General features: G+C 55.1%; 13 protein-coding genes and 1 pseudogene. 6 read left to right on the forward strand and 8 right to left on the reverse strand.

Translation table 11 applies throughout. The features are described 5' to 3' along the window. Window positions 1-41 precede the first annotated feature (41 nt). Window positions 42-401, reverse strand: a complete 360-nt coding sequence (gene erpA, locus J1785_RS19480) for an iron-sulfur cluster insertion protein ErpA (RefSeq protein ID WP_370278338.1) — start codon at window positions 399-401, stop codon at window positions 42-44. Between the two features lie 88 nt (window positions 402-489). Continuing rightward, complete coding sequence (gene clcA / locus J1785_RS19485) at window positions 490-1,953, reverse strand: H(+)/Cl(-) exchange transporter ClcA (RefSeq protein ID WP_129953128.1); 1,464 nt, start codon at window positions 1,951-1,953, stop codon at window positions 490-492. Between the two features lie 186 nt (window positions 1,954-2,139). On the opposite strand from clcA, the gene hemL reads away from it, so the two are divergent. Together hemL and J1785_RS19495 are read left to right on the forward strand one after the other, a co-directional pair. Then, window positions 2,140-3,420: a glutamate-1-semialdehyde 2,1-aminomutase gene (gene hemL, locus J1785_RS19490; RefSeq protein WP_217220252.1), complete on the forward strand. Its 1,281-nt coding sequence runs from the start codon at window positions 2,140-2,142 to the stop codon at window positions 3,418-3,420. A gap of 276 nt (window positions 3,421-3,696) precedes the next feature. After that, window positions 3,697-6,357, forward strand: coding sequence for an autotransporter family protein (locus J1785_RS19495; RefSeq protein WP_217220253.1), 2,661 nt, complete (start codon window positions 3,697-3,699; stop codon window positions 6,355-6,357). A 47-nt stretch (window positions 6,358-6,404) separates the two neighbouring features. Here J1785_RS19495 and fhuB read toward each other — a convergent pair whose 3' ends face one another. From fhuB to hrpB, 6 genes and pseudogenes are all read right to left on the reverse strand, one after another. Next, a complete protein-coding gene (fhuB, locus tag J1785_RS19500) occupies window positions 6,405-8,393 on the reverse strand; it encodes a Fe(3+)-hydroxamate ABC transporter permease FhuB (protein ID WP_129991348.1) in 1,989 nt (662 codons plus the stop codon). Beyond that, window positions 8,390-9,292: a Fe(3+)-hydroxamate ABC transporter substrate-binding protein FhuD gene (gene fhuD / locus J1785_RS19505; protein ID WP_217220254.1), complete on the reverse strand. Its 903-nt coding sequence runs from the start codon at window positions 9,290-9,292 to the stop codon at window positions 8,390-8,392. Before fhuD ends, fhuB begins: the two co-directional genes overlap by 4 nt. Window position 9,293: 1 nt before the next feature. Beyond that, on the reverse strand, window positions 9,294-10,106 hold the full coding sequence (gene fhuC, locus J1785_RS19510; protein WP_129953327.1) for a Fe3+-hydroxamate ABC transporter ATP-binding protein FhuC: 813 nt from the start codon (window positions 10,104-10,106) through the stop codon (window positions 9,294-9,296). Between the two features lie 123 nt (window positions 10,107-10,229). Beyond that, a pseudogene (gene fhuA / locus J1785_RS19515) lies at window positions 10,230-12,445 on the reverse strand (ferrichrome porin FhuA). A 281-nt stretch (window positions 12,446-12,726) separates the two neighbouring features. Continuing rightward, entirely contained in the window at window positions 12,727-15,333 is a 2,607-nt protein-coding gene (gene mrcB, locus J1785_RS19520; RefSeq protein ID WP_217220256.1) for a bifunctional glycosyl transferase/transpeptidase, read from the reverse strand. 206 nt (window positions 15,334-15,539) lie between these two features. Then, the gene (gene hrpB / locus J1785_RS19525) at window positions 15,540-17,996 is read right to left on the reverse strand and encodes an ATP-dependent helicase HrpB (protein ID WP_238483289.1); all 2,457 of its coding nucleotides are present in this window, start codon (window positions 17,994-17,996) and stop codon (window positions 15,540-15,542) included. Window positions 17,997-18,080: 84 nt separating this feature from the next. On the opposite strand from hrpB, the gene thpR reads away from it, so the two are divergent. The 4 genes from thpR to gluQRS all read left to right on the forward strand — a co-directional run bounded on the left by thpR (window position 18,081) and on the right by gluQRS (window position 21,035). Beyond that, a complete protein-coding gene (gene thpR / locus J1785_RS19530) occupies window positions 18,081-18,623 on the forward strand; it encodes an RNA 2',3'-cyclic phosphodiesterase (protein WP_217220257.1) in 543 nt (180 codons plus the stop codon). Window positions 18,624-18,671: 48 nt separating this feature from the next. Continuing rightward, window positions 18,672-19,406 (forward strand): DNA/RNA nuclease SfsA, encoded by a 735-nt coding sequence (sfsA, locus tag J1785_RS19535; RefSeq protein WP_129953136.1) that lies wholly within the window; start codon window positions 18,672-18,674, stop codon window positions 19,404-19,406. A gap of 230 nt (window positions 19,407-19,636) precedes the next feature. Further along, on the forward strand, window positions 19,637-20,092 hold the full coding sequence (gene dksA / locus J1785_RS19540) for an RNA polymerase-binding protein DksA (protein WP_013576943.1): 456 nt from the start codon (window positions 19,637-19,639) through the stop codon (window positions 20,090-20,092). A gap of 61 nt (window positions 20,093-20,153) precedes the next feature. Continuing rightward, window positions 20,154-21,035, forward strand: coding sequence for a tRNA glutamyl-Q(34) synthetase GluQRS (gene gluQRS / locus J1785_RS19545; protein WP_217220259.1), 882 nt, complete (start codon window positions 20,154-20,156; stop codon window positions 21,033-21,035). Window positions 21,036-21,143: the final 108 nt, after the last annotated feature.

Here is a 21,143-nt window from a genome sequence, read left to right on the forward strand (position 1 = left end):
CGTCTGCATGCGCAGACGGGCTTTTTCTTTGAAACGGGTAATTAAATGCTGAAAGAGGAACCACAACCACAGGTGGTTTTTGCATTCGGATTGGTCACCACAAAACGTGAACCTTCCAGCCCTTCGGTATAATCCACCGAACCGCCGACCAGATATTGCAGGCTCATCGGATCCACCACCAGCGCCACACCGGCTTTTTCGATGGTCATGTCACCATCATTAATTTTGTCATCAAAGGTGAAACCGTACTGGAAACCGCTACAACCGCCCCCGGTGATATACACACGCAGTTTCAGGTTCGGGTTTTCCTCATCGGAAATCAGGTTTTTCACCTTACGTGCCGCGGCCTCAGTAAACTGTAACGGCAACGCGGCTGTTTCATTCAACAATGCTTCACTCATAATTTCTCACTCCCAATCCGCATTTGTTCAGGCCGCCGGATTGACTGTCTGAATAATATACTCATTATCTTATACCTGAGTTAATGCTTCAAGTATGGGCATTTTTGGCTGCGTTGTCCTGCTCATTGGTGCTTTCAGTGGTAACCCCGGCCTGCGTTTTTTCGGCATTCTCACGTTCCTGCCTCTGTAAGGTGCGGGTCAGGATGGCGGAATACAAGGGTTTACCGCCCAAAAACTGCGCCAGCAGGGTCGCCCCCAGGCAGGTAATAATCATCGGTAAAATCAGCTGATAATTATCGGTCATCTCCAGCACCAGCACGATACCGGTCAGCGGTGCACGCACACTGGCGGCAAATAGCGCGCCCATTCCGGCAATGGCAAAAGTGGCAGGCTGAATGCCGTATTGCGGGAACCACGCCAGTGCCGCCGTACCGAATGCGGTGCCGAGCAACGTGCCCAGCGCCAGCATCGGGGCAAAAATCCCTCCCGGTGCACCGGACGCAAAGCACAACAGCGTCGTGACCACCCGGACAACGAAGATCGCCAGCAACATCATCAGGCTGTATTTTCCTGCCGCCGCCAGCGGGATCAATGCGAATCCTCCCCCGGTGGCTTCCTGATGCACCAGCCCGAGCAGGCCGCAGAATCCTCCCAACATGCCGCCGATAAGCAGGATTTTACGCAGATTTCCACCATGCACGCGGGCAAACATATCCTGCGTACGGAAAATAAGGGCGTTAAAGCAGACGCCGACCACACCAAATACCATGCCTAACACCAGATACAACCACAGGGTGTTGAGCGGCGCACTCGCCAGTTTGCCGACTTCAATCACCGCGCCGTCACCGTTAAAAATACGGAAAACGATACTCGACATGATCACACCGATAAACACCGCTTTTATCGAGATCAGGCTGTAACGGAACTGCAGCCGCATCTCTTCGAGAATAAACAGAATACCGGCAAGCGGCGCATTAAATGCGGCCGAAAGACCGGCCGCCGCACCGGTTGCCAGCAACGAATGCCGCGCCTCCGCACTGCGCAGCCGGAAAATATCGACCATCATTTTCCCGACATTCGCGCCCATCTGAACAGTTGGCCCTTCCCTTCCCAGCACCATACCCGCGCCCAGCGTGCCCATGCCGCCGAAAAATTTCACCGGGATCACACGCCACCAGCGTACCGGCCTTAATTCCTCCAGCGCGCCTTCAATTTCCGGAATCCCTGAACCGCCCGCCTCGGGCGCATAACACCGAACCAGATAGTACCCGACCATCGCCAGTGCGGCGGAAAACACAAACGTCAGTGGCCACAGCAGGATCCAGTAATCACTGAAGACATCCAGCCCGGAAAGCCGGACCGCCATCACCCAGTTCACCGCTTTTTCGAATGCTACGCCGAGTAAACCGGCGGCCGTGCCGACCACAGCGGCGACAAGCAAAATGGTGACCGGCGTTTTATCGCGACGCAATACAAGGCGCAGGATTTCGCTGCGTTTGCGCGGACCGCGCGCGGGCGAATCCGCTAAAATTTCAGTGTCTGATTCATTCATCACGGAAGGCGAAATACAAAAAAGGTTATGGAAGGTAAATGGATTTAATCATACAAATTGCCGTCCTGACAGGATCTGCAACAAAATGCCGCACGGTTTACGGTTTGATAACGCCGCTCAGTTCACTAGAATGGGCGCGTTAATCTTTTCATCACATATTGAACCCAGCAATTCAGGAGCCGAATAATGAGTAAGTCAGAAAGTCTGTTCACGCAGGCGCAAGCGCTGATCCCGGGCGGTGTTAACTCGCCGGTACGTGCCTTCTCCGGCGTCGGCGGCACCCCCTTATTCATCGCGCGTGCTGACGGCGCTTTCCTGTTTGATGCCGATGGTAAAGCCTACATCGACTACGTGGGTTCATGGGGACCGATGGTGCTTGGCCATAACAATGCTGAAATCCGCAATGCGGTGATTGAAGCAGCAGAGCGCGGTCTGAGCTTTGGGGCACCGACCGAGATGGAAGTCAAAATGGCCGAACTGGTGACCGGTCTGGTGCCCAGCATGGACATGGTGCGCATGGTGAACTCCGGCACCGAAGCGACGATGAGTGCCATCCGTCTGGCGCGTGGTTTCACGCATCGCGATAAAATCGTCAAATTCGAAGGCTGTTACCATGGCCATGCCGACTGCCTGTTGGTGAAAGCCGGTTCCGGCGCGCTGACCCTCGGCCAGCCAAACTCACCAGGCGTACCGGCTGATTTTGCCAAACACACGCTGACCTGTACCTATAATGATCTGGATTCTGTCCGCGCCGCGTTCGAACAATTTCCTGACGATATCGCCTGTATCATTGTTGAGCCGGTCGCTGGCAATATGAACTGTGTACCGCCATTGCCTGAGTTTTTGCCCGGTCTGCGGGCAATTTGTGATGAATTTAGCGCACTGTTGATCATCGATGAAGTCATGACCGGTTTCCGTGTCGCACTGGGTGGTGCGCAGGATTATTATGATGTGATGCCTGACCTCACATGCCTGGGTAAAATCATCGGCGGAGGAATGCCGGTGGGCGCATTCGGCGGGCGCCGCGATGTGATGGAAGCGCTGGCACCAACGGGGCCGGTTTATCAGGCAGGAACACTTTCCGGTAACCCGATTGCCATGGCTGCCGGTATTGCCTGCCTGACACAAGTCGCACAGCCGGGCGTTCATCAGACCCTGACCGAACGCACCACCCAACTGGCCGAAGGCTTGCTGGACGCGGCACGCAAAGAAAATATTCCGTTCGCGGTGAATCACGTCGGCGGCATGTTCGGGTTGTTCTTTACCGATGCTGAAACCATCACCTGCTATCAGGATGTGATGAAATGTGACGTTGAACGTTTCAAAAAGTTCTTCCACCTGATGTTGGATGAAGGTGTTTACCTCGCCCCCTCCGCGTTCGAAGCAGGTTTTATGTCTATCGCCCATACGCAGGAAGATATTCAGCGCACCATCGATGCAGCACGTCGTTGTTTCGCTAAGCTTTAATAATGTAAATTAATTTATTATTCACGGGAGGAATACCTTCCCGTGATATATATAATATCTGTATTTTATTTAACCACCGCCAAAAGATACAATTCCGGCTTTTCAAATATCACTTCAAATGAATGATGCAAAGGAATTGTATTCAGCATGGTATATAAAAATTATTTAACTTCCAGGACGACAGGGAATATACCTGTTAAATCCCGGATCTCTGTACTCAGAATTGCCCTTTATACCGCACTCCCTCTTTTTCTGGCACAGGGAATTCCTCCGGCAATGGCGGCCTCTGCGCCGGTAAAAGCAAACAGCGGAGCGACCCTGCTCACAACCACGTCTTTCGATGGCACCGACACATTATTCCAGCCTGCAGAAAGCCTTACCGATCCCACGGGTACTGCCGTCATTATTACGGGTGACGGGAATACCTTCGAAATGGTACGGCCTTCACCGTCAGACAGCGAAAGCATTGTGCCTGAAATAACCGGAAAAAATGGTATTTTATTTGAGGGGAATAATTCAACACTTAATAACACTGTAAGTATTACTACAACCGGAACAGAATTTGCCGGTGATGATTATTCTGTACGAATGAACGGTAGCGGAACGGTCAATAATAGTGAGTCTGGTTATATTGAATCTCAGTCCGATGCTGTCTATCTCAAGGAATTTTCAATCGTAAATAACAGCGGCACAATAAAAGCGTCCAATCCTGACAAACCACGCACAGCGGTTTATTTTTATAACGGCGGCCACTATAACAGTACCGAAGGTAGCGTGGTGAACAGCACCGGCTACGGTGTGATATTCAACTCAGCAGCAGACGGCGATCCGCAAAGCCAGATACTCAATTCCGGACTCATCTCAGGTAAAACCGGCGGTGTGGTAGGCAGGGGAAATGCCAATGGGGTGATAATCAACCAGGCCGGAGGCACGATATCTTCTGAACTGGATTCAGGCATCCTGATTTCTGACACTGCCAGTTTCGATATCACCAATTACGGCACCCTCTCAGGGAAAGAAGCAGCGGTTAATTTCTCAGGCACTGGCAGCAATTCCCTGACACTTAGCACCGGATCCGTGCTCAACGGCGACGTTATCAGCAGCACAGCAGACACCAATACCCTGGTGCTTTATGAAACCGGATCTGAGGATGCCAATTTTACCGGCACGTCGGCCGGCACTGGCTTTAAAACGCTGACGATGAACGGTAATGACTGGGCATTGTCCGGTGATATCAACCTTACCGGCAGCGATGAATCAACATTGTTGGTTAACCACGGACAACTGACCCTGAGTGGCAATGTCACCTCGGCGGGAAATGCCCTCATCAATAGCGGCGGGGGATTACTGGTTGAGGCTACCGGCTCCCTGACCGCACCTGAAGTAAATGTCGCGCAAGGTGCCTGGTTTGCTTCACAAGGGAATGTTACGGGTGACATTAATAACAGCGGAACGGTGATGGCCTATAACGCCCTGCCCGGTAAAGCATCAGTCACCGCTGGCACAACAACGTTGCAGGGAAACATGAACAATGCCGGCACACTGTTGCTGGGCGGCGGCCAGGTAGGTAATCGCTATGTCATTACCGGCGATTATACGGGCGATAACGGAACCGTAGTGATGAACAGCGAACTGGGCGATGATGCATCACTGACTGACACACTGGTGATCGGAGGTAACAGCTACGGACAATCCTCCCTGACCGTCAATAATATCGGTGGAATGGGCGCTGAAAGCCTGCAAGGCATGGAAGTCATCAGTGTAGAAGGCACTTCTGACGGGCAGTTCTCGCTGGCGAACCGCGCGGTTGCCGGGGCATATGAATATAACCTGTTCCAGAATACCCAGAATGGCGACTGGTATCTGAGTTCGGCAACCGCGCCGGAACCGGATCCCACCCCGGAGCCCGACCCTACGCCTGAGCCTGATCCAATTCCTGATCCCACCCCGGATCCCATTCCTGACCCCACGCCTGAGCCGACGCCGGACCCAACACCGGCACCTTCGCTCTATCGCCCTGAAACCGGTGCTTATCTCGGTAACCAGCTGGCTGCGCAGCGTATGTTCACGTTGCAGCAGCATGATCGCGGTACTGCACAAAAAAGTGAGGACGGGCGGGCCTGGCTGTTCATTCACAGCGATGCGACTGAGCTTAATGCGGCGGGCGGCGATTTATCCCTGGATATCAACAGTACCGCACTGCAACTGGGAACTGAGCTTCTTACCGGCGATACGGCCAGTGGTGGCCAGTATCAGTTAGGCATCATGGCAGGTGTTGGCGAAAGCAGGACTCAATCGCAAGCAGAGGGCAACCACTACGGCGCAACGGGTAAAGTAAGCGGTTATAGCGTGGGGACCTATGCGACCTGGTATCAGGATGCGCAGCGCCAAAAAGGCTGGTATGTAGACAGCTGGGCACACTATGCCTGGTATGACAACAGCGTTCAGGGCGACCAGCTGGACAAAGAAAACTACCGCAGCCAGGGGATCCAGACTTCACTGGAAACAGGATATCTGCTGGCTTTCGGCCAGTCAGCAACCCGTGAATGGACGGTTGAGCCTCAGGCGCAGGTTATCTATAACCGCTATGACAGTGAAAACCACACCGAAACCAACGGTAGCCGTATCACCGGCGGCAGTGATGATGCATTGCAAAGTCGCGCGGCTATTCGCTTATCTAACCGTAGCAGCAATGACAGCAGCGCACTGGTTCCTTATGTAGAAGTGAATTGGGAAAATGGCCAGTATGCAGATTCTCTGACCTTTAACGGCGATACCCTCAGCAGCGATGTCCCGGAAAACCGCTATGGATTGCGGATGGGTCTCAGCGGAAAAGCGTCAGAAAACATACAGGTCTGGGGTCAGGCGGGTGCCTCTGCCGGTGAAAATGATTACAGCAACTATCAGGCCGCTGTCGGTTTAAAAGTGAATTTTTAAGACGATATCAGCTGATTTCAGGGCACTCACCGGAGTGCCCTTTTTTATTATTGTGCCTGCTTTCTCAGCAGATAAATAAAGTACGGTGCGCCGATAAAGGTGGCGAGCAAACCGGCGGGGATCTGATCCGGGAAGATGATCATACGTCCGCACCAGTCAGCAAAGATCATCAGCAACCCGCCCAGCACGCTGGCGACCATCCACTGCGGGATCGCCCTGCGAAATCCCATCATGCGCGCCATATGCGGTGCCATCAGCCCGACAAAACTCAGCGGTCCGACCGTCAGCGTCGCCGCTGCCGTCATCACCGCCGCCAGCAGTAAGATCGCCACGCGGGTGGGCGTCAGCGCCACTCCGACCGATTTCGCCGTCACGCTACCCAGTGGCAGAATATTGATCCAGCGGCGGCAGAATGGCACAAGAACCATCAGCACCCCGGCCAGGATCAGCGTGCGCCACGCCGCTTGTGCAGAAACGGAATAGGTTGAACCGGAAAGCCAGGTCAGCAAGCCGCCCATGCGCGGATCACCGCTCGCCAGCAGCAATGTCATCAGCGTGGTGAATGCGGTACTCAGCGCGATACCGGTCAGTAACATACGTTCGGCCGAAAAACTTCTCAGCCCCGAGGCGACCATAATCACCAGCAGCGTCAGCGCCGCACCGGCCGTGCCCGCCGGCAACAGCCATACAAAGGCATCGCCCGGCACGATAAACATCATCACCACCACACCCGTCGCCGCACCGGAGCTGATCCCCAGCACTTCCGGGCTGGCCATTGCATTACCGGTCAGTTTTTGAATCAGCACACCGGATGACGCCAGCATCACGCCTGCCGCCAGCGCTGCCAGCACGCGCGGTAAACGCCACGGCAACAGTGCCTGCAGGTCGGCACCGGTTGACCAGCTCCAGCCGGTGGCGTTACGTCCGGCCATCAGCGCAACCATCAGGCCGAAGAACAACACGGTCAGTGCCAGTGACACCCAGCGCACCAGATGCTGACGTTCATCGGGCACATGGTCGCCCTGATTCATCGGCGGCGGTGCCATGTTATTACGCAGACGCGGCAGCAGCCATAACAGCAGCGGCGCACCCACCAGCGCCGTCGCGGCACCGGTCGGAATTTCCATCCAGAATGTGGTGATGGTTTGCATCACCTGATCGGTAAACCAAAGCAGCAACGCACCGATCACCGGCGCCATGACCAGCCGTACAGCCAGTCGACGTGCGCCCAACATTTTTGCCAGAAGCGGTGCAAACAGGCCAATAAAGCCGATAATCCCCACCGCATTGACCAGTTGCGCACTCATCAGAATCGCCAGCGTCAGCACAGCAAGACGCGCCGCTGACAGCCCGAGGCCGAGATTTTTGGCAACACCGTCATCCAGCCCCAGCAACGTCATCGGACGCTGCAACAAAAATGCCAGCAGCCAGACGATAATCACACGTGGCAGCAGGAAACTCGCCACATCCCAGTCCTGCTGGTTCAGCGCACCACTGCTCCACATGTACAAACTTTGCAGATTCTGATAGTTGAAAATGCCGATCAGGCCGTTCACCGCACTGCAATATAAGCCGAGCACCAGACCGGCGAGGATCAGCGTGACCGGTGACATGCGTTTGCCCCAGGCAATACCGAACACCAGTGCACCGATAACCACCGCGCCCGTCATGGCGGCAAACTGCTGGGTGATCATTCCGCCCGGCAGCGCCCACAAAGTGGCCACCGTCAGACCGAGCTGTGCGCCCGCCGAGACACCGAGTGTTGCGGGTTCCGCCAGCGGATTGCGCAACACCTGCTGGAACAGCAAACCGACCAGTCCCAGCCCGGCTCCCGCCAGCAAGGCCACGACGACACGCGGCAGCAAACTGTAATGAAAAAGCATCTGCTGAACATTGTCGATATCAGGATGCCATAGCGCGCCGCGCCACTGCGCATAAGGCAGTTGCTGATGCAGGTTGTAGATACTGAGCGCACCGGCGGCCAGCGTCAGGAGAATCAGCAGGAGCAGCGAAACGCTGAGCGCACGGCGATTCATACCGGTTTCCTCAGGGTTCGGGTTAACGTCTTGCAGAAGTGCATCGCGCTGAAGGTTGCGCCGTAATACCACACGGCGGGCACGATGCTGAACTGATCTGCACGTACGAACGGCATGGATTTCCACAGCGGCGTTTTCGCCACGGCATCCATCATGTCGGTGTTGTCATGTTCGAAACACAATACGCGGGCATTTTTAATGCTGGCCAGGCGCTCAACGCCCACCGATACGCTGCCCCAGAAGCTGCCTTCCCCCGCCCAGGCGTTAGTCAGCCCGAGTTCGCCCATCACTTCATGGAACATGCTGCCTACGCCAAACACCAGAACGTGGCGCGTATCAATGAAGGTGATTAACAGCAGCGGCTGATGCGCGACCGGCTTCAGTTGCTCGCGGGTTTGCGTCAGCGTGTTGCGGTACAACTGCAAATGCGTTTCGGCGCGATGCTGTAACCCGAGGGTATCGGCCAGTTTATGCAGAGAACTGATGGCCAGATTTAGCGGTTTCGCCGAACCGTCATTGGCTTTAACGCCCAGCACCGGCGCAATCGTTTCGAGCTGACGGGTGGTCGGGCCATAACCGGAAGTGATCAGCAACAGCGAGGGTTTCAGTTGCTGAATAAGTTCCATATTAGGTTCGGTACGCTGACCGACATCAATCACGCCCGGAGCCAGCGTCGGTTCAACAACCCAGGTGTTGTAATTACGAATATCTGCAATCGCCAGCGGCATCACGCCGAGTGCGATCAGCAACTCGGCAGGCAACCATTCAAGGGCAATAATCCGGCTGAGATCAGGACGCGCTGCCGACAGTGCCGGCAGCGACGTCAGCAACGGGGAAAGCGCCATCATCTGCAACAGACGGCGACGGGTTAATCCGGAAAAGTTTGAAATATCAGACATATCAGTATACGAAGCTCACCGGCGCACCACCCGCAGGATGCGGCAGGATTCCCATCGGAATACCATAAATTTGTTCAAGCACATCGCCGCGCATCATCTCTTGCGGCGCGCCCTGTGCAATCATTTCGCCACCGCGCAAAGCCATCAGCTGATCGCAATAACGTGCGGCCATGTTCAGGTCATGCAGCACCGCGATCACCGTTAAGCCTTTTTCACGGCTCAGACGCTGGATCAACGCCAGCACGTCTTTCTGATGGGCAATATCCAGCGCAGAAGTCGGTTCATCGAGCAGCAGGCAACGGCTGTCCTGCGCCACCATCATTGCCAGCCAGGCGCGCTGACGTTCGCCGCCGGAGAGGCTGTCTACCAGACGCCGGGCAAACGGTTTGAGGCCGACCAGTGCAATAGCTTCTTCAACCTTTTCTTTGTCCTGAGGCTTGAAACGCCCCAGTGCGCCGTGCCAGGGATAGCGGCCAATCGCCACCAGTTCCTGTACGGTCATACCTTCTGCGGCAGGAAGCTGCTGCGGCAGGTAGGCAACCTGACGCGCAAAGGCTTTACTGTCCCACTGTGCCAGTGGCGTTTCATTGAGATAAATCGTTCCGGATGTCGCAGACTGATGCCGCCCGAGCATTTTAAGTAACGTCGACTTTCCCGACCCGTTATGACCAATCAGCCCACACACTTTTCCCTGTGGAAAAGTCAGCGACAGTGGCGCCAGCAGCGTTCTCCCCGGCACGGTAAAGCTGACATCTTGCAGGCGAAATACGCTGTCTGGCAGCGGGGAAGAAGGATGTACGTTGTTATCAGGCATAAGATTTTCTACGTCGACATCTGGTTGAGAACAGGAAACGGGCACGACCAGCGTGCCCGGATTTGACCACGTCACTGCTACCGATACCCTAAATAATTCTGGTTGCAGATGCGTTGACGGGTATCAGAAGCGGAATGTGGCCGTTGCGACCACCTGACGATCCGAGCCCCAGTAACAGGCATAATCGCGGTAGCAACTGGCGACATATTCACGATCCAGCAGGTTGTTGATGTTCAGACCAACAGAAGAACCCGGCATACCGAAACGACCCAGATCGTATTTCACCGTAGCATCGACCAGCGTATAGGACGAGACGTTGAATGCCTCATTCTCTCTGGATGCATTCACGCCGTTTGCGGTGTGGCACCGACATAGCGCACGCCGGAGCCCACTGTCAGGCCGCTGAGCGCGGTTTCGTGGAAGGTGTAATCCGCCCACAAAGACGCCATATTTGCCGGCACTTCAACAGGACGCTTGCCTTCGAAATTGGTGTCATGCGTGTATTTTGCATCGGTGTAAGTGTAAGACGCCGTGACGTTGATGTTGGCATTCACCGCGGCTTTGGCTTCCAGTTCCACACCGCGCGAACGGATTTCACCGGACTGAACGCTAAAGGCCGCGTCAGACGGATTGGCTGTCAGATTTTTGTCTTTTGTCAGCTGGTATACCGCGGCCGTCAGGCTGACCGGACGATCGTTCGGGATGTATTTGATCCCGGCTTCGTACTGCTTACCCATTGAAGGATCGAAAGGCTGACCTTGCTTGGTCGCGCCTGCCGTTGGCTCAAACGACTCGCTGTAGCTGAAGTATGGAGAAATACCATTGTCGAACAGGTAGTTCAGACCACCACGCCAGGTAAACTGCTGGTCGTTAATCTGCGATGCGCTGTTGGTAGTGCGGGTGTAGGTTGAGCTTTTCGCAAAATCGTAACGGCCACCGACGGTCAGGATCCACTTGTTCCATTCCGCCTGATCCTGCGCGTACAGGCCGGTTTGTTCCTGACGGTTGAGGAGCTTATACGGGAAATAGAGCGAAACATTGCCGTTACCGTATTGCGGATTGGCCAGGTTCAGATTACTTGCGCTGCCGTAATCGGCATTAATGTCATTACGCATACGCATGTAATCGACACCCACCAGCACGGTGTGACCGACATCGCCGGTGCCGAATTTAGCCTGAGCCTGTGTATCGACATCAAAGTTCGCCAGCTTCTCTTTGGACTGAACATAGCTGCGGGTAATGTTACCGTTACCGAGGTAGCCGAAGCCGTAAACCGATTTATATTCCGTATCGAGTTTGGTGTAACGCAGGTTCTGGCGAACCGTCCAGGTATCATCAAACTGATGGGCGAAGCTGTAACCGACCATTTTCTGGTTACGGGACATGCGATTACCCGCTTCACCTTCGTTGAAGTCTGTCGGTAATTTATGCGCTTTTCCATTGGCGTCGTAATACGGCACCACAGTCCCTTCACGAGGTAACCATCCGTAGAATCCGGCATCCGGATCGTTCTGGAAATTGCTCAGGAAGGTGAAGTCAGTTTTATCATCAGGACGCCATGAGAAAGACGGCGCGATTGAATAGCGTTTCTCTTTTGCCATTTCCTGCTGCGCATCCTGACTGCGCGCCACGCCGGTCAGACGGTAAGAATAGACGCCTGCATCATCGATAGCATCGCTGAAATCAAAACCGGTCTGGAACAGGTTATCGGTACCCATTTTGAACTGCACTTCTTTCAGCGGTTCAGTCGTCGGGCGTTTGCTGACCATGCTGACGACACCGCCAGGGTTGCTCTTACCGTACAAAACGGAAGACGGCCCGCGCAGCACTTCAACGCGCTCCAGCATGTACGGATCCATCGACACTTCGGAATAGTTATCCCCCTGAAGTTTGATGCCATCGAGATACTGGTTAGTGTTGACCGAGGTGAAGCCACGGATGGCCATGGCGTCAATAGTGTTAGAGCTGCCACGACTGGCAAAGACGCCCGGCGTATAGCCCAGCGCCTCTTTCACGGTCCCTGGCTGCTTCATGTCCATTTCTTCGCGGGTGACCACGGAAACAGATTGTGGTGTCTTCACCAGCGGCGTGTCAGTTTTCGTGCCGGTTGCGCTGTGTTTCGCAGCGATAGTGGCCGCCGGCCCCCATGCCGATTCTGGCGCCGCTTCAGCCGTTGCCTGGCTGGTCACGTTGATGGTGTCTTCTTTCGCAGGCGCGGTGGTGGCTGCACCGGCATAAAACGCGGCAGAGCCGAGCGCAGCGGTGATAGTTAAAGCTAACGTCCGGCGCCTGAATGCGCCTTGTCGGACTGAGGTTGAAAGCGAACGTTGAGAAACCATTGCATAATCTCTGGAGGAGTAATGGGAATGTAAACGATAATTATTATTATAACCGTCGCATATTATGCTCAATGCTTGCGCGGCTGCAAGCCTATTTAATGTATAGATTGTCCGAACGAATAAAAAATCTCCCCATGTTAAACAGGGGTAAAAACTCTTATAAATTAAACGGGAATGAATGTGGCGTATTTGCAGAAGATGTAAAACGCGGCGGGTTAATTTGAGTGAGAATAACAAACAAAAAAGGCGCAACTTTCATTGCGCCTTTGAGGTTTATGGAATTAATTCCCTGAGCCGAACATATCCTTGATCCAACCCGCAACACCGTTACTGTCTTTCTTCTCATCCTGCGGCTGTTGCTGCCCGGATTGTTGTTGCTGCTGGATTTGTTGCTGTTGCTGTTGTTGCTGAACAGCAGTCACAGACGCCTGGCACATGGCGTCAGGCGAATCGGTCCAGACCGGGATTGAACGCACTGCACCACTTCCGCCCAACAGGCCACCGCTGTTGCCACAGACAAAGTTACCGCTGCCATCAATATTCATCGTACTGATGCCTTCCGGCATTTGCAGATCCAGTGGCTGAGGTGTGCCGTTTTCCAGATAGCGTCCGTAAAGCACCAGCGCACCGGTGGACCCCCACAGTTTGGACGGACCATTGTTATCACGACCTACCCAGGTGATCGCCACCTGGTTACCATCGATGCCGGCAAACCAGCTGTCACGCAGTTCGTTCGAGGTACCGGTTTTCGCTGCCAGATGCAGTTTCGGGAATTTATTCGCCAGGGCGCGTGAGGTCCCTTCCTGCACCACCTGTTGCATGGCATACAACGTCAGATATGCAGCCTGCGGCGGGATCACCCGTACCGCCTGCGGGAAGCTCTGATAGAGCACCGTGCCGTCTTCAGCAATCACCGAGCGCACCGCAGACAGTGGCGCTTTATTGCCGCCGCTGGCTATGGTCTGGTATTCCTGCGCGACTTCCATCGGCGTCAGGGCAATCGCACCCAGCAGCATGGATGGCGTCTGGTTCAGCGATTCTTTCGGGATGCCCAAATCAATCAGCGTTTTGGTGATGTTGTCGAGGCCAACGGCCATCCCCAGATTAACTGTCGGGACGTTCATTGAACGCGCCAGGGCATCCACCAGCAGAACCTGGCCCCGGAACTGATGGTCATCGTTTTTCGGCGACCATATCTGGCCGTTCGCCAGTTTCAGCGTCAGCGGCTGGTCAGCCAGAATGGTGTTCAGACGGTATTTATCCGGCTGAGACAACGCGGTCAGGTAGGTCGCCGGTTTAGCCAGCGAGCCGACCTGACGTCGCGCCTGCATGGCACGGTTAAAGCCCGCGAACTGCGTTTCCGCGCCGCCGACCATCGCCCGCACCTCACCGGTATAGCGGTCAACCACCACCATCGCCGTCTCGATATCATTCAGACCGCTTTTCTTACGCAGTAACGGAATGCCTTCCTCGACAGCTTTTTCCGCCGCATCCTGAGAAATCGGATCCAGCGTGGTGAAGATTTTCACCCCGGACATGTCCTGAACTTTATCGCCCAGTTTGGCCTGCAGTTCCTGACGCACCATCTGCATAAATGCTGGCTGCGGCGAAATCACCCCGCCTTTCGGCTGCACACCCAGCGGGCGGGCGCTCAGCATGTCATACAGTTCCTGATCGATAACTTTCTGCTCAACCAGTAAACGCAGCACCAGATTACGACGTTGCAACGCCATCTGCGGGTTACGCCACGGGTTATACAGCGAGGCACCTTTTACCATACCCACCAGCAAGGCCTGCTGATCGAGGCTCAGTTCATTCACCGGACGGCCAAAGTAATACAGGCTCGCCAGCGGGAAACCGCGGATCTGATCGGACCCGCTCTGACCGAGATACACTTCGTTCAGATACAGCTCGAGAATGCGATCCTTGCTGTAATCCGCATCAAGCAGGATGGCCATCACCGCTTCACGCGCTTTACGACTCAGCGAACGTTCGTTGGTCAGGAACAGGTTCTTCACCAGCTGTTGTGTCAGTGTTGAACCGCCCTGCACCGCGTGACCCGCGGTCAGGTTAGCCACCACGGCACGACCAATGGAATAGAAGTTGATACCATCATGCTCGTAGAAATGGCGGTCTTCCGTGGCCAGCAGCGTATCGACCAGCAAATCCGGGAAGCCGGAACGCGGCACGAACAGACGCTGTTCCCCGTTGGCATTCGACGCCTGCAACATGGTGATCAGACGCGGATCAAGGCGAAACAGCCCGAAATCACGCTGGTTATCCAGGTTTTTAATCTCTGAAAGGCTGCTGCCGTCAAACATCAGGCGGGCGTTGACCTGCCCTTCTTTCCCTTCCGGGAAATCAAACGGGCGGCGCAGCAAATCAATGTAATTCGCGTGAACCGTAAACTCGCCCGGGCGGGTGATGCGCGTGACTTCGCGATACTGCGTGCCTTCCAGCAACCCGACCATTTCAGCTTTGCTGATTTGCATGTCCGGCTCAAGATTGACCTGACGGCCATACACCGCCGCAGGTAACTGCCAGACTTTGCCGCCATCAATACGGTCATGAATTTGCTTGTTGAGATAAACCGCGTAAATCCCCAGCAAAATCAGGAAGACGACAAACAGTTTGACTAACAACCAGAACAGCCAGCGCTTCTTGCTTTTCTTCCCGCCTTTGTTGGCTTTACGTGGCGGGGCTTTACGACTCATGCGCGACCCCCGTTCTGCTTCGTCATCATCATCCTCATACTCGTCATCGATTTCCTCTTCGTATTCTTCGTAGTCGTCATCCCGGCGGCTACGGCGAACGGGACGAGCCCGCGCAGGCTTGCGCCCGGCAGGTTTACCTTTACGGCCAATCGGCTCGCGATCATCGCCAGACATTAGTCATTCTCCCAACGCGCTGCTGTGTTCGTCATAATGATTCTGCTTAGCTGAGTCATTTTCATTTTTGATTTCAAAAAACACGTTATTTCAAAAGGATAGATTATCGTGCCTGAAGTTCAGGCAGCAAGGCGCTTACTCTGTGCCCCGCTTTACATTTCGCCCAGAAGAAATGTCTGAAAAAAAGGGGTTCTCTGTACATTTCTTCATGGCGCAGAAGCCTTTTTGGTGCGCCGCGTCGGCAGCGCCTCCGCCGGATTGTCCGGCCACGGATGTTTCGGGTAACGCCCTTTCATTTCTTTCTGCACCTCACGGTACGAACCCTGCCAGAATGCCGCCAGATCGGCGGTGATTTGCAACGGCCGCTGCGCCGGTGACAGCAGTTCCAGCACCACCGCAATACGCCCTTCCGCCAGTTGCGGGCTGCGCTGTTCGCCGAACATCTCCTGCATTCTCACCGAGAGTGCCGGGGGCTGGTCTGCATGATAACGGATTGGCAGACGACTGCCAGTCGGTACGGTGTAATGTGTCGGCAACGCGCTGTCCAGACGCTGACGTTGTTGCCAGTCAAGCAATCTTAACAAAGCCTCATGTAAATCAACCTGTTGCAATGATTTTAATGAGCGAACACCCTGTAAAGACGGCTGTAACCAGCGTTCTAAATTGTCGAGCAATGCCTGCTCGTCAACCGCCGGCCAGCCTGCTTCCGGCAGCCATTTTGCGGCGCAGATCAGACGCAGGCGCAATTGCTCCGCGGCCACAGACCAGTTCAGCGCCTGCAAACCTTGTGTGCGGATCCAGCCGATCAGCGCCTGTTGCAGCTCTTCATCGTCCGGCTTTGCCAGCGGATTGGCTTTCAGCACCAGACGCCCGATCTGCCAGCGTCGCCAGGCGCGCAGTGTGCCTTTTTCTTCATCCCATTCCACCGCTGTCTGCTCTTTCACAATTGCGGGCAGGTGCGACGGCAGTTGCGTGATATCCAGCGCCATTGCCAGCAAAATGCGGGCATCCGGGCTGTTGTTACCCTGCAATAACTGCGGGGCAACTAACCACGGCGAACGGGTCAGTCCGTCATCCTGCGGCAAAGACGCGCCCAGCCCGTTCGCCAGTAAATAGCGGCCATCGTCGCCGCGCCGCTGTGCGATACGGTCACTGAACGCCTGCGCCAGTAACCACGGCGCGAGTGCGATATCCGGTTCACCACTTTTCGCGCCGGTGCGCTGCGACAGTTGCTTTGCCCGCCGCTGCCAGTTGCCTTGCGGGCGGCTGAACCAGTAATCCATATCCGGCAATCCGCCGCGTGGCGGTTCTTCGAGCATCGCGGCCAGCAGCGCCGCCGTGGCCAGCGCTTCAGGACTTTGTGCGGCGGCAGAAATCAGCATCGCGGCCAGTCGCGGCTCGCAGCCGAGTTGAGCCATACGTTGCCCGGCAGCGGTGAGCTTGCCTTGTGCATCGGTCGCGCCGAGCTGCTGTAACAGATTTTTTGCGGCAGACAGCGCGGCAGCGGGCGGCGTATCCAGCCACTGTAGCTGTGCCGGATCCTGACAGCCCCACTGCAATAACTCCAGCCAGAAGCTGCTCAGGTCGCTTTGCAGCATTTCGGCTTCCGCCTGCTGACTGGCGCGTTCAGCCTGATCTTTGCTGAATAAATGCCAGCACAGGCCCGGCGCCAGACGCCCTGCACGACCCGCACGTTGGGTCATCGAGGCCTGGCTGACTCGTTGCGTCACCAGCCGTGTCAGGCCGCTACGCGGGTCAAATTGGGCGCTGCGCTCCAGGCCGCTGTCGACCACCAGACGGATCCCTTCGATGGTCAGACTGGTTTCGGCAATGTTCGTCGCCAGCACCACTTTACGGCGTCCGGCAGGCGAAGGCTGGATGGCTTTTTGCTGCTGTTCTAATGACAGCGCGCCGTACAGCGGACAGAGATCGACATCCTGCGCCAGTCTGCCCGTCAGCAGGTTTTGTACACGGGTGATTTCCGCTACGCCCGGCAAAAACAGCAGCATGGAGCCATGATTTTCGTCCATCAGACGGCTGACAACACGCGCCACCCCCTCGTCCAGCCGTTCATGCGAAGCCAGGGAAAGATACTGGCGATCCACCGGGAAACTGCGGCCTGCGGATTCAATCACCGGCGCATCCGGCAGCAAATCCGATAAACGCAGGTTATCGAGCGTAGCCGACATTATCAGGATCTTTAAATCGTCGCGCAGGGCATTTTGCACATCGAGTAACAATGCCAGCGCCAGGTCGGCCTGCAAACTGCGCTCATGAAATTCATCGAGGATCACCATCGACACACCGGTCAGTTCGGGATCAGCCTGTACCCTGCGGGTGAGAATACCTTCGGTCACCACTTCAAGGCGGGTCGCCGCGCTGGTTTTGCTTTCAGCACGCATGCTATATCCCACCGTCTGCCCCGGCGTTTCGCCCAGTTGCTGTGCCAGGCGAAAGGCGACGTTTTTCGCTGCCAGACGGCGCGGTTCAAGCAACAGGATCTTGCCCGGCAGGTTAGCCTGTTTCAGCAACTGCAACGGCAGCCAGGTCGATTTACCGGCGCCGGTCGGAGCCAGCAGCAGGATTTGCGGCGCCTGTTGCAATGCGGCTAAAAGCGGTTCGAGTACGGCGCTGACCGGCAAAGAAGTCAATGAATTCTCCATGAGAGTTAACTTTAAACGGCGGGCATTGTAGCATTTAGCCCCACATCCGGCATGTTGCCGTGATTTGTCTTCACAGGAAACACTATGTCTGCCGAACGCCGCCTGTTTTTCGCCTTATCATTGCCCGCAAAAATGCAAAAGCAGGTAATTGCATGGCGTGCGGACAACTTCCCGCCAGAAACCGGCCGCCCCGTCGCTGCCGCCAGCCTGCACATTACGCTGGCATTTTTAGGCGAAATCAGTGATCTGAAAGCCCGGGCGCTGACCGGCGTTGCCGGGCGTATTCAGGCGCAAAAATTCAGCCTGCAACTGGATGATATCGGCCACTGGCCGGGGTCCGGCGTGGTGTGGATCGGCACAAAGCGCGCACCGAATGCGCTGTTGCAACTGGCCTCCGTATTGCGATCACACGCAGCACGCAACGGGTGTTATCAGAGTACCCTGCCGTTTCATCCCCATGTGTCGCTGTATCGCAGCGCGACCCGTCCGGTCGCTATTCCTCCGGCCACGCCCGGCTGGCAACTGGACGCCACCGGATTCAGTTTGTACGAATCCCTGTTTGAACGGGGACGCACCCGTTACCACAGCCTGCAAACCTGGCCGCTGTGCGATACACAGGAAAGCTGATCTTTTTTAGCACTCTCTTTCACAAGAGCCATTCACACGGAAACTTTCATGGACTTCGAGCCTGCGCTTCAATCTGCCACGCTGATCAAACGTTACAAACGGTTTCTCGCCGACGTGATTACGCCAGACGGCACGGAACTGACCTTACATTGCGCCAACACCGGCGCGATGACCGGTTGTGCAACACCCGGCGACACCGTCTGGTATTCCACTTCGGACAATCTCAAACGCAAATATCCGCACAGCTGGGAACTGACCGAAACCCAACAAAAACACTGGATTTGCGTGAATACGCTGCGGGCCAATCAGCTGGTACGCGAAGCGATCAATGAACAGCGAATACCGGAATTATCCGGTTACAGTAAATTAATGACCGAAGTAAAATACGGCGCCGAAAACAGCCGTATAGACTTGATGTTACAGGCAGAAAATCAACCTGACTGCTATATTGAAGTGAAATCTGTCACGTTGTTGCAGGAGGGGCTGGGATTCTTCCCCGATGCAGTCACACTGCGCGGTCAGAAGCATTTACGCGAGTTACAGTCAATGGCAGAGCAAGGGCAGCGGGCAGTACTTTTCTTCGCTGTTTTACATTCAGGTATTGAAAGCGTATCCGCTGCACACCATATTGATCCGCGTTATACCGATTTACTGAAGTATGTACAAAACAAGGGTGTTGAAGTGATGTGCTACGGTGCTGAACTTTCTGCTGAGGGTATCCGCCTCACAAAAAGAGTACCGCTGCTGACACTGTCAATCAGTGAACATAAAACGTTCGGATAACCCTGTAATACCCTGTCGGCGGCATAAAAAACCGGTCGCGAATACGCTTTTCCTCACAGGCTTGTCAAGCACCTGCGAGGAATAATTGCCAACCTCGTTGCCTTCTGTTATTTATAGCGGCCTGATTTTTTCCCCCGTTGGGGATCGAAATGTTCGAAGCCTGGACATTGCGGCCATGCCGGAATGTGAAAAGTGGATGAACATAGTGCGTGTTATGTAGGAGAAGCATCATGCAAGAAGGCCAAACCCGTAAGACGTCGTCCTTGAGCATTCTCGCTATCGCTGGGGTGCAGCCGTATCAAGAGAAGCCGGGCGAAGAGTATATGAACGACGCTCAGCTGGCTCACTTCAAAAAGATTCTTGAAGCATGGCGCAATCAGCTCAGGGATGAAGTCGATCGTACCGTTTCACACATGCAGGACGAAGCCGCAAACTTCCCTGATCCGGTTGACCGTGCCGCTCAGGAAGAAGAATTCAGCCTCGAACTGCGCAACCGCGACCGTGAACGTAAGCTGATCAAAAAGATTGAAAAAACACTGAAAAAAGTGGAAGACGAGGATTTCGGTTATTGCGATTCCTGTGGCGTTGAGATTGGCATCCGCCGTCTTGAAGCCCGTCCTACCGCTGATTTGTGTATCGACTGTAAGACTCTGGCAGAAATCCGCGAAAAGCAGATGGCTGGCTAAGTCCGGGTTCCACGCGGTGCGTCATGCACCGCGTTCCCTTTTAACGCTGTCCCCCATTCTTATGCCGCGAAAAAAATACACAGGCCGTTTCGCCCCTTCACCTTCCGGTGACCTCCATTTTGGTTCCCTGATCGCCGCTCTTGGCAGCTATCTGCATGCCCGCTCGCAAAATGGCACCTGGTTAGTGCGCATCGACGATATCGATCCGCCGCGTGAGATTCCCGGCTCTGCTGACCGTATCCTGAGAACGCTGGAACGTTACGGGCTGGAATGGGAGGGTGAAGTGGTCTGGCAGTCAAAACGTCACCGCGCTTACCGCGAAGTACTGGACGGGCTGTACCATCAGCAAAAAAGTTATTACTGTAGCTGCACCCGCCAGCGTATTGCGCAGATCGGTGGCACCTATGACGGCCACTGCCGTGACCTGAAACTCAGCCCGGAAAATGCTGCCATCCGCCTGCATCAGACATTGCCGGTGTACGGTTTCGACGATGACCTTCAGGGGCATTTGCAGGCCAGCCATCAACTGGCCGAAGAAGATTTTATTATCCGCCGCCGCGACGGGCTGTTTGCCTATAATCTTGCGGTAGTGGTCGATGACCATTTTCAGGGCGTGAATCACATTGTACGCGGTGCGGATCTGATTGAACCGACCGTGCGCCAGATTTCGCTGTACCGGCATCTGGGTTATCCGCAACCGGGATATCTGCATTTGCCGCTGGCGGTGAATGAAGATGGCGATAAGCTTTCCAAGCAGAATCACGCTCCGGCGCTGCCTGCGGGCGATCCGCGACCGGTTATCATTAAAGCGCTGAAATTTTTAGGACAAACGCTGCCGGAAAACTGGCAGGATTATCCTTTGCCTTTATTATTACGCTGGGCGACAACACACTGGACGCCATCAGCGATACCGTGCCGGAACGCTAATGCGCAGCAGATGTGACTTCGGCATTCTCAAAGCGCCTGTCGTGAGCTATGATTAGCCGCTGTTTTTGCGTCACGCCCATTTTTTTCAGTCACTATCGAGGTGTACCATTTTTACCCGAGTAGC

The sequence above is a fragment of the Rahnella perminowiae genome, assembly GCF_019049755.1.
Taxonomy (GTDB): domain Bacteria; phylum Pseudomonadota; class Gammaproteobacteria; order Enterobacterales; family Enterobacteriaceae; genus Rahnella; species Rahnella perminowiae.

What these genes read in the sequence shown, in the direction of transcription:
- erpA (WP_370278338.1), bottom strand. Translation starts at nt 401, where the DNA reads ATGAGTGAAGCATTGTTGAATGAAACAGCCGCGTTGCCGTTACAGTTT.
- clcA (WP_129953128.1), bottom strand. Translation starts at nt 1,953, where the DNA reads ATGAATGAATCAGACACTGAAATTTTAGCGGATTCGCCCGCGCGCGGT.
- hemL (WP_217220252.1), top strand. Translation starts at nt 2,140, where the DNA reads ATGAGTAAGTCAGAAAGTCTGTTCACGCAGGCGCAAGCGCTGATCCCG.
- J1785_RS19495 (WP_217220253.1), top strand. Translation starts at nt 3,697, where the DNA reads ATGGCGGCCTCTGCGCCGGTAAAAGCAAACAGCGGAGCGACCCTGCTC.
- fhuB (WP_129991348.1), bottom strand. Translation starts at nt 8,393, where the DNA reads ATGAATCGCCGTGCGCTCAGCGTTTCGCTGCTCCTGCTGATTCTCCTG.
- fhuD (WP_217220254.1), bottom strand. Translation starts at nt 9,292, where the DNA reads ATGTCTGATATTTCAAACTTTTCCGGATTAACCCGTCGCCGTCTGTTG.
- fhuC (WP_129953327.1), bottom strand. Translation starts at nt 10,106, where the DNA reads ATGCCTGATAACAACGTACATCCTTCTTCCCCGCTGCCAGACAGCGTA.
- mrcB (WP_217220256.1), bottom strand. Translation starts at nt 15,333, where the DNA reads ATGTCTGGCGATGATCGCGAGCCGATTGGCCGTAAAGGTAAACCTGCC.
- hrpB (WP_238483289.1), bottom strand. Translation starts at nt 17,996, where the DNA reads ATGGAGAATTCATTGACTTCTTTGCCGGTCAGCGCCGTACTCGAACCG.
- thpR (WP_217220257.1), top strand. Translation starts at nt 18,081, where the DNA reads ATGTCTGCCGAACGCCGCCTGTTTTTCGCCTTATCATTGCCCGCAAAA.
- sfsA (WP_129953136.1), top strand. Translation starts at nt 18,672, where the DNA reads ATGGACTTCGAGCCTGCGCTTCAATCTGCCACGCTGATCAAACGTTAC.
- dksA (WP_013576943.1), top strand. Translation starts at nt 19,637, where the DNA reads ATGCAAGAAGGCCAAACCCGTAAGACGTCGTCCTTGAGCATTCTCGCT.
- gluQRS (WP_217220259.1), top strand. Translation starts at nt 20,154, where the DNA reads ATGCCGCGAAAAAAATACACAGGCCGTTTCGCCCCTTCACCTTCCGGT.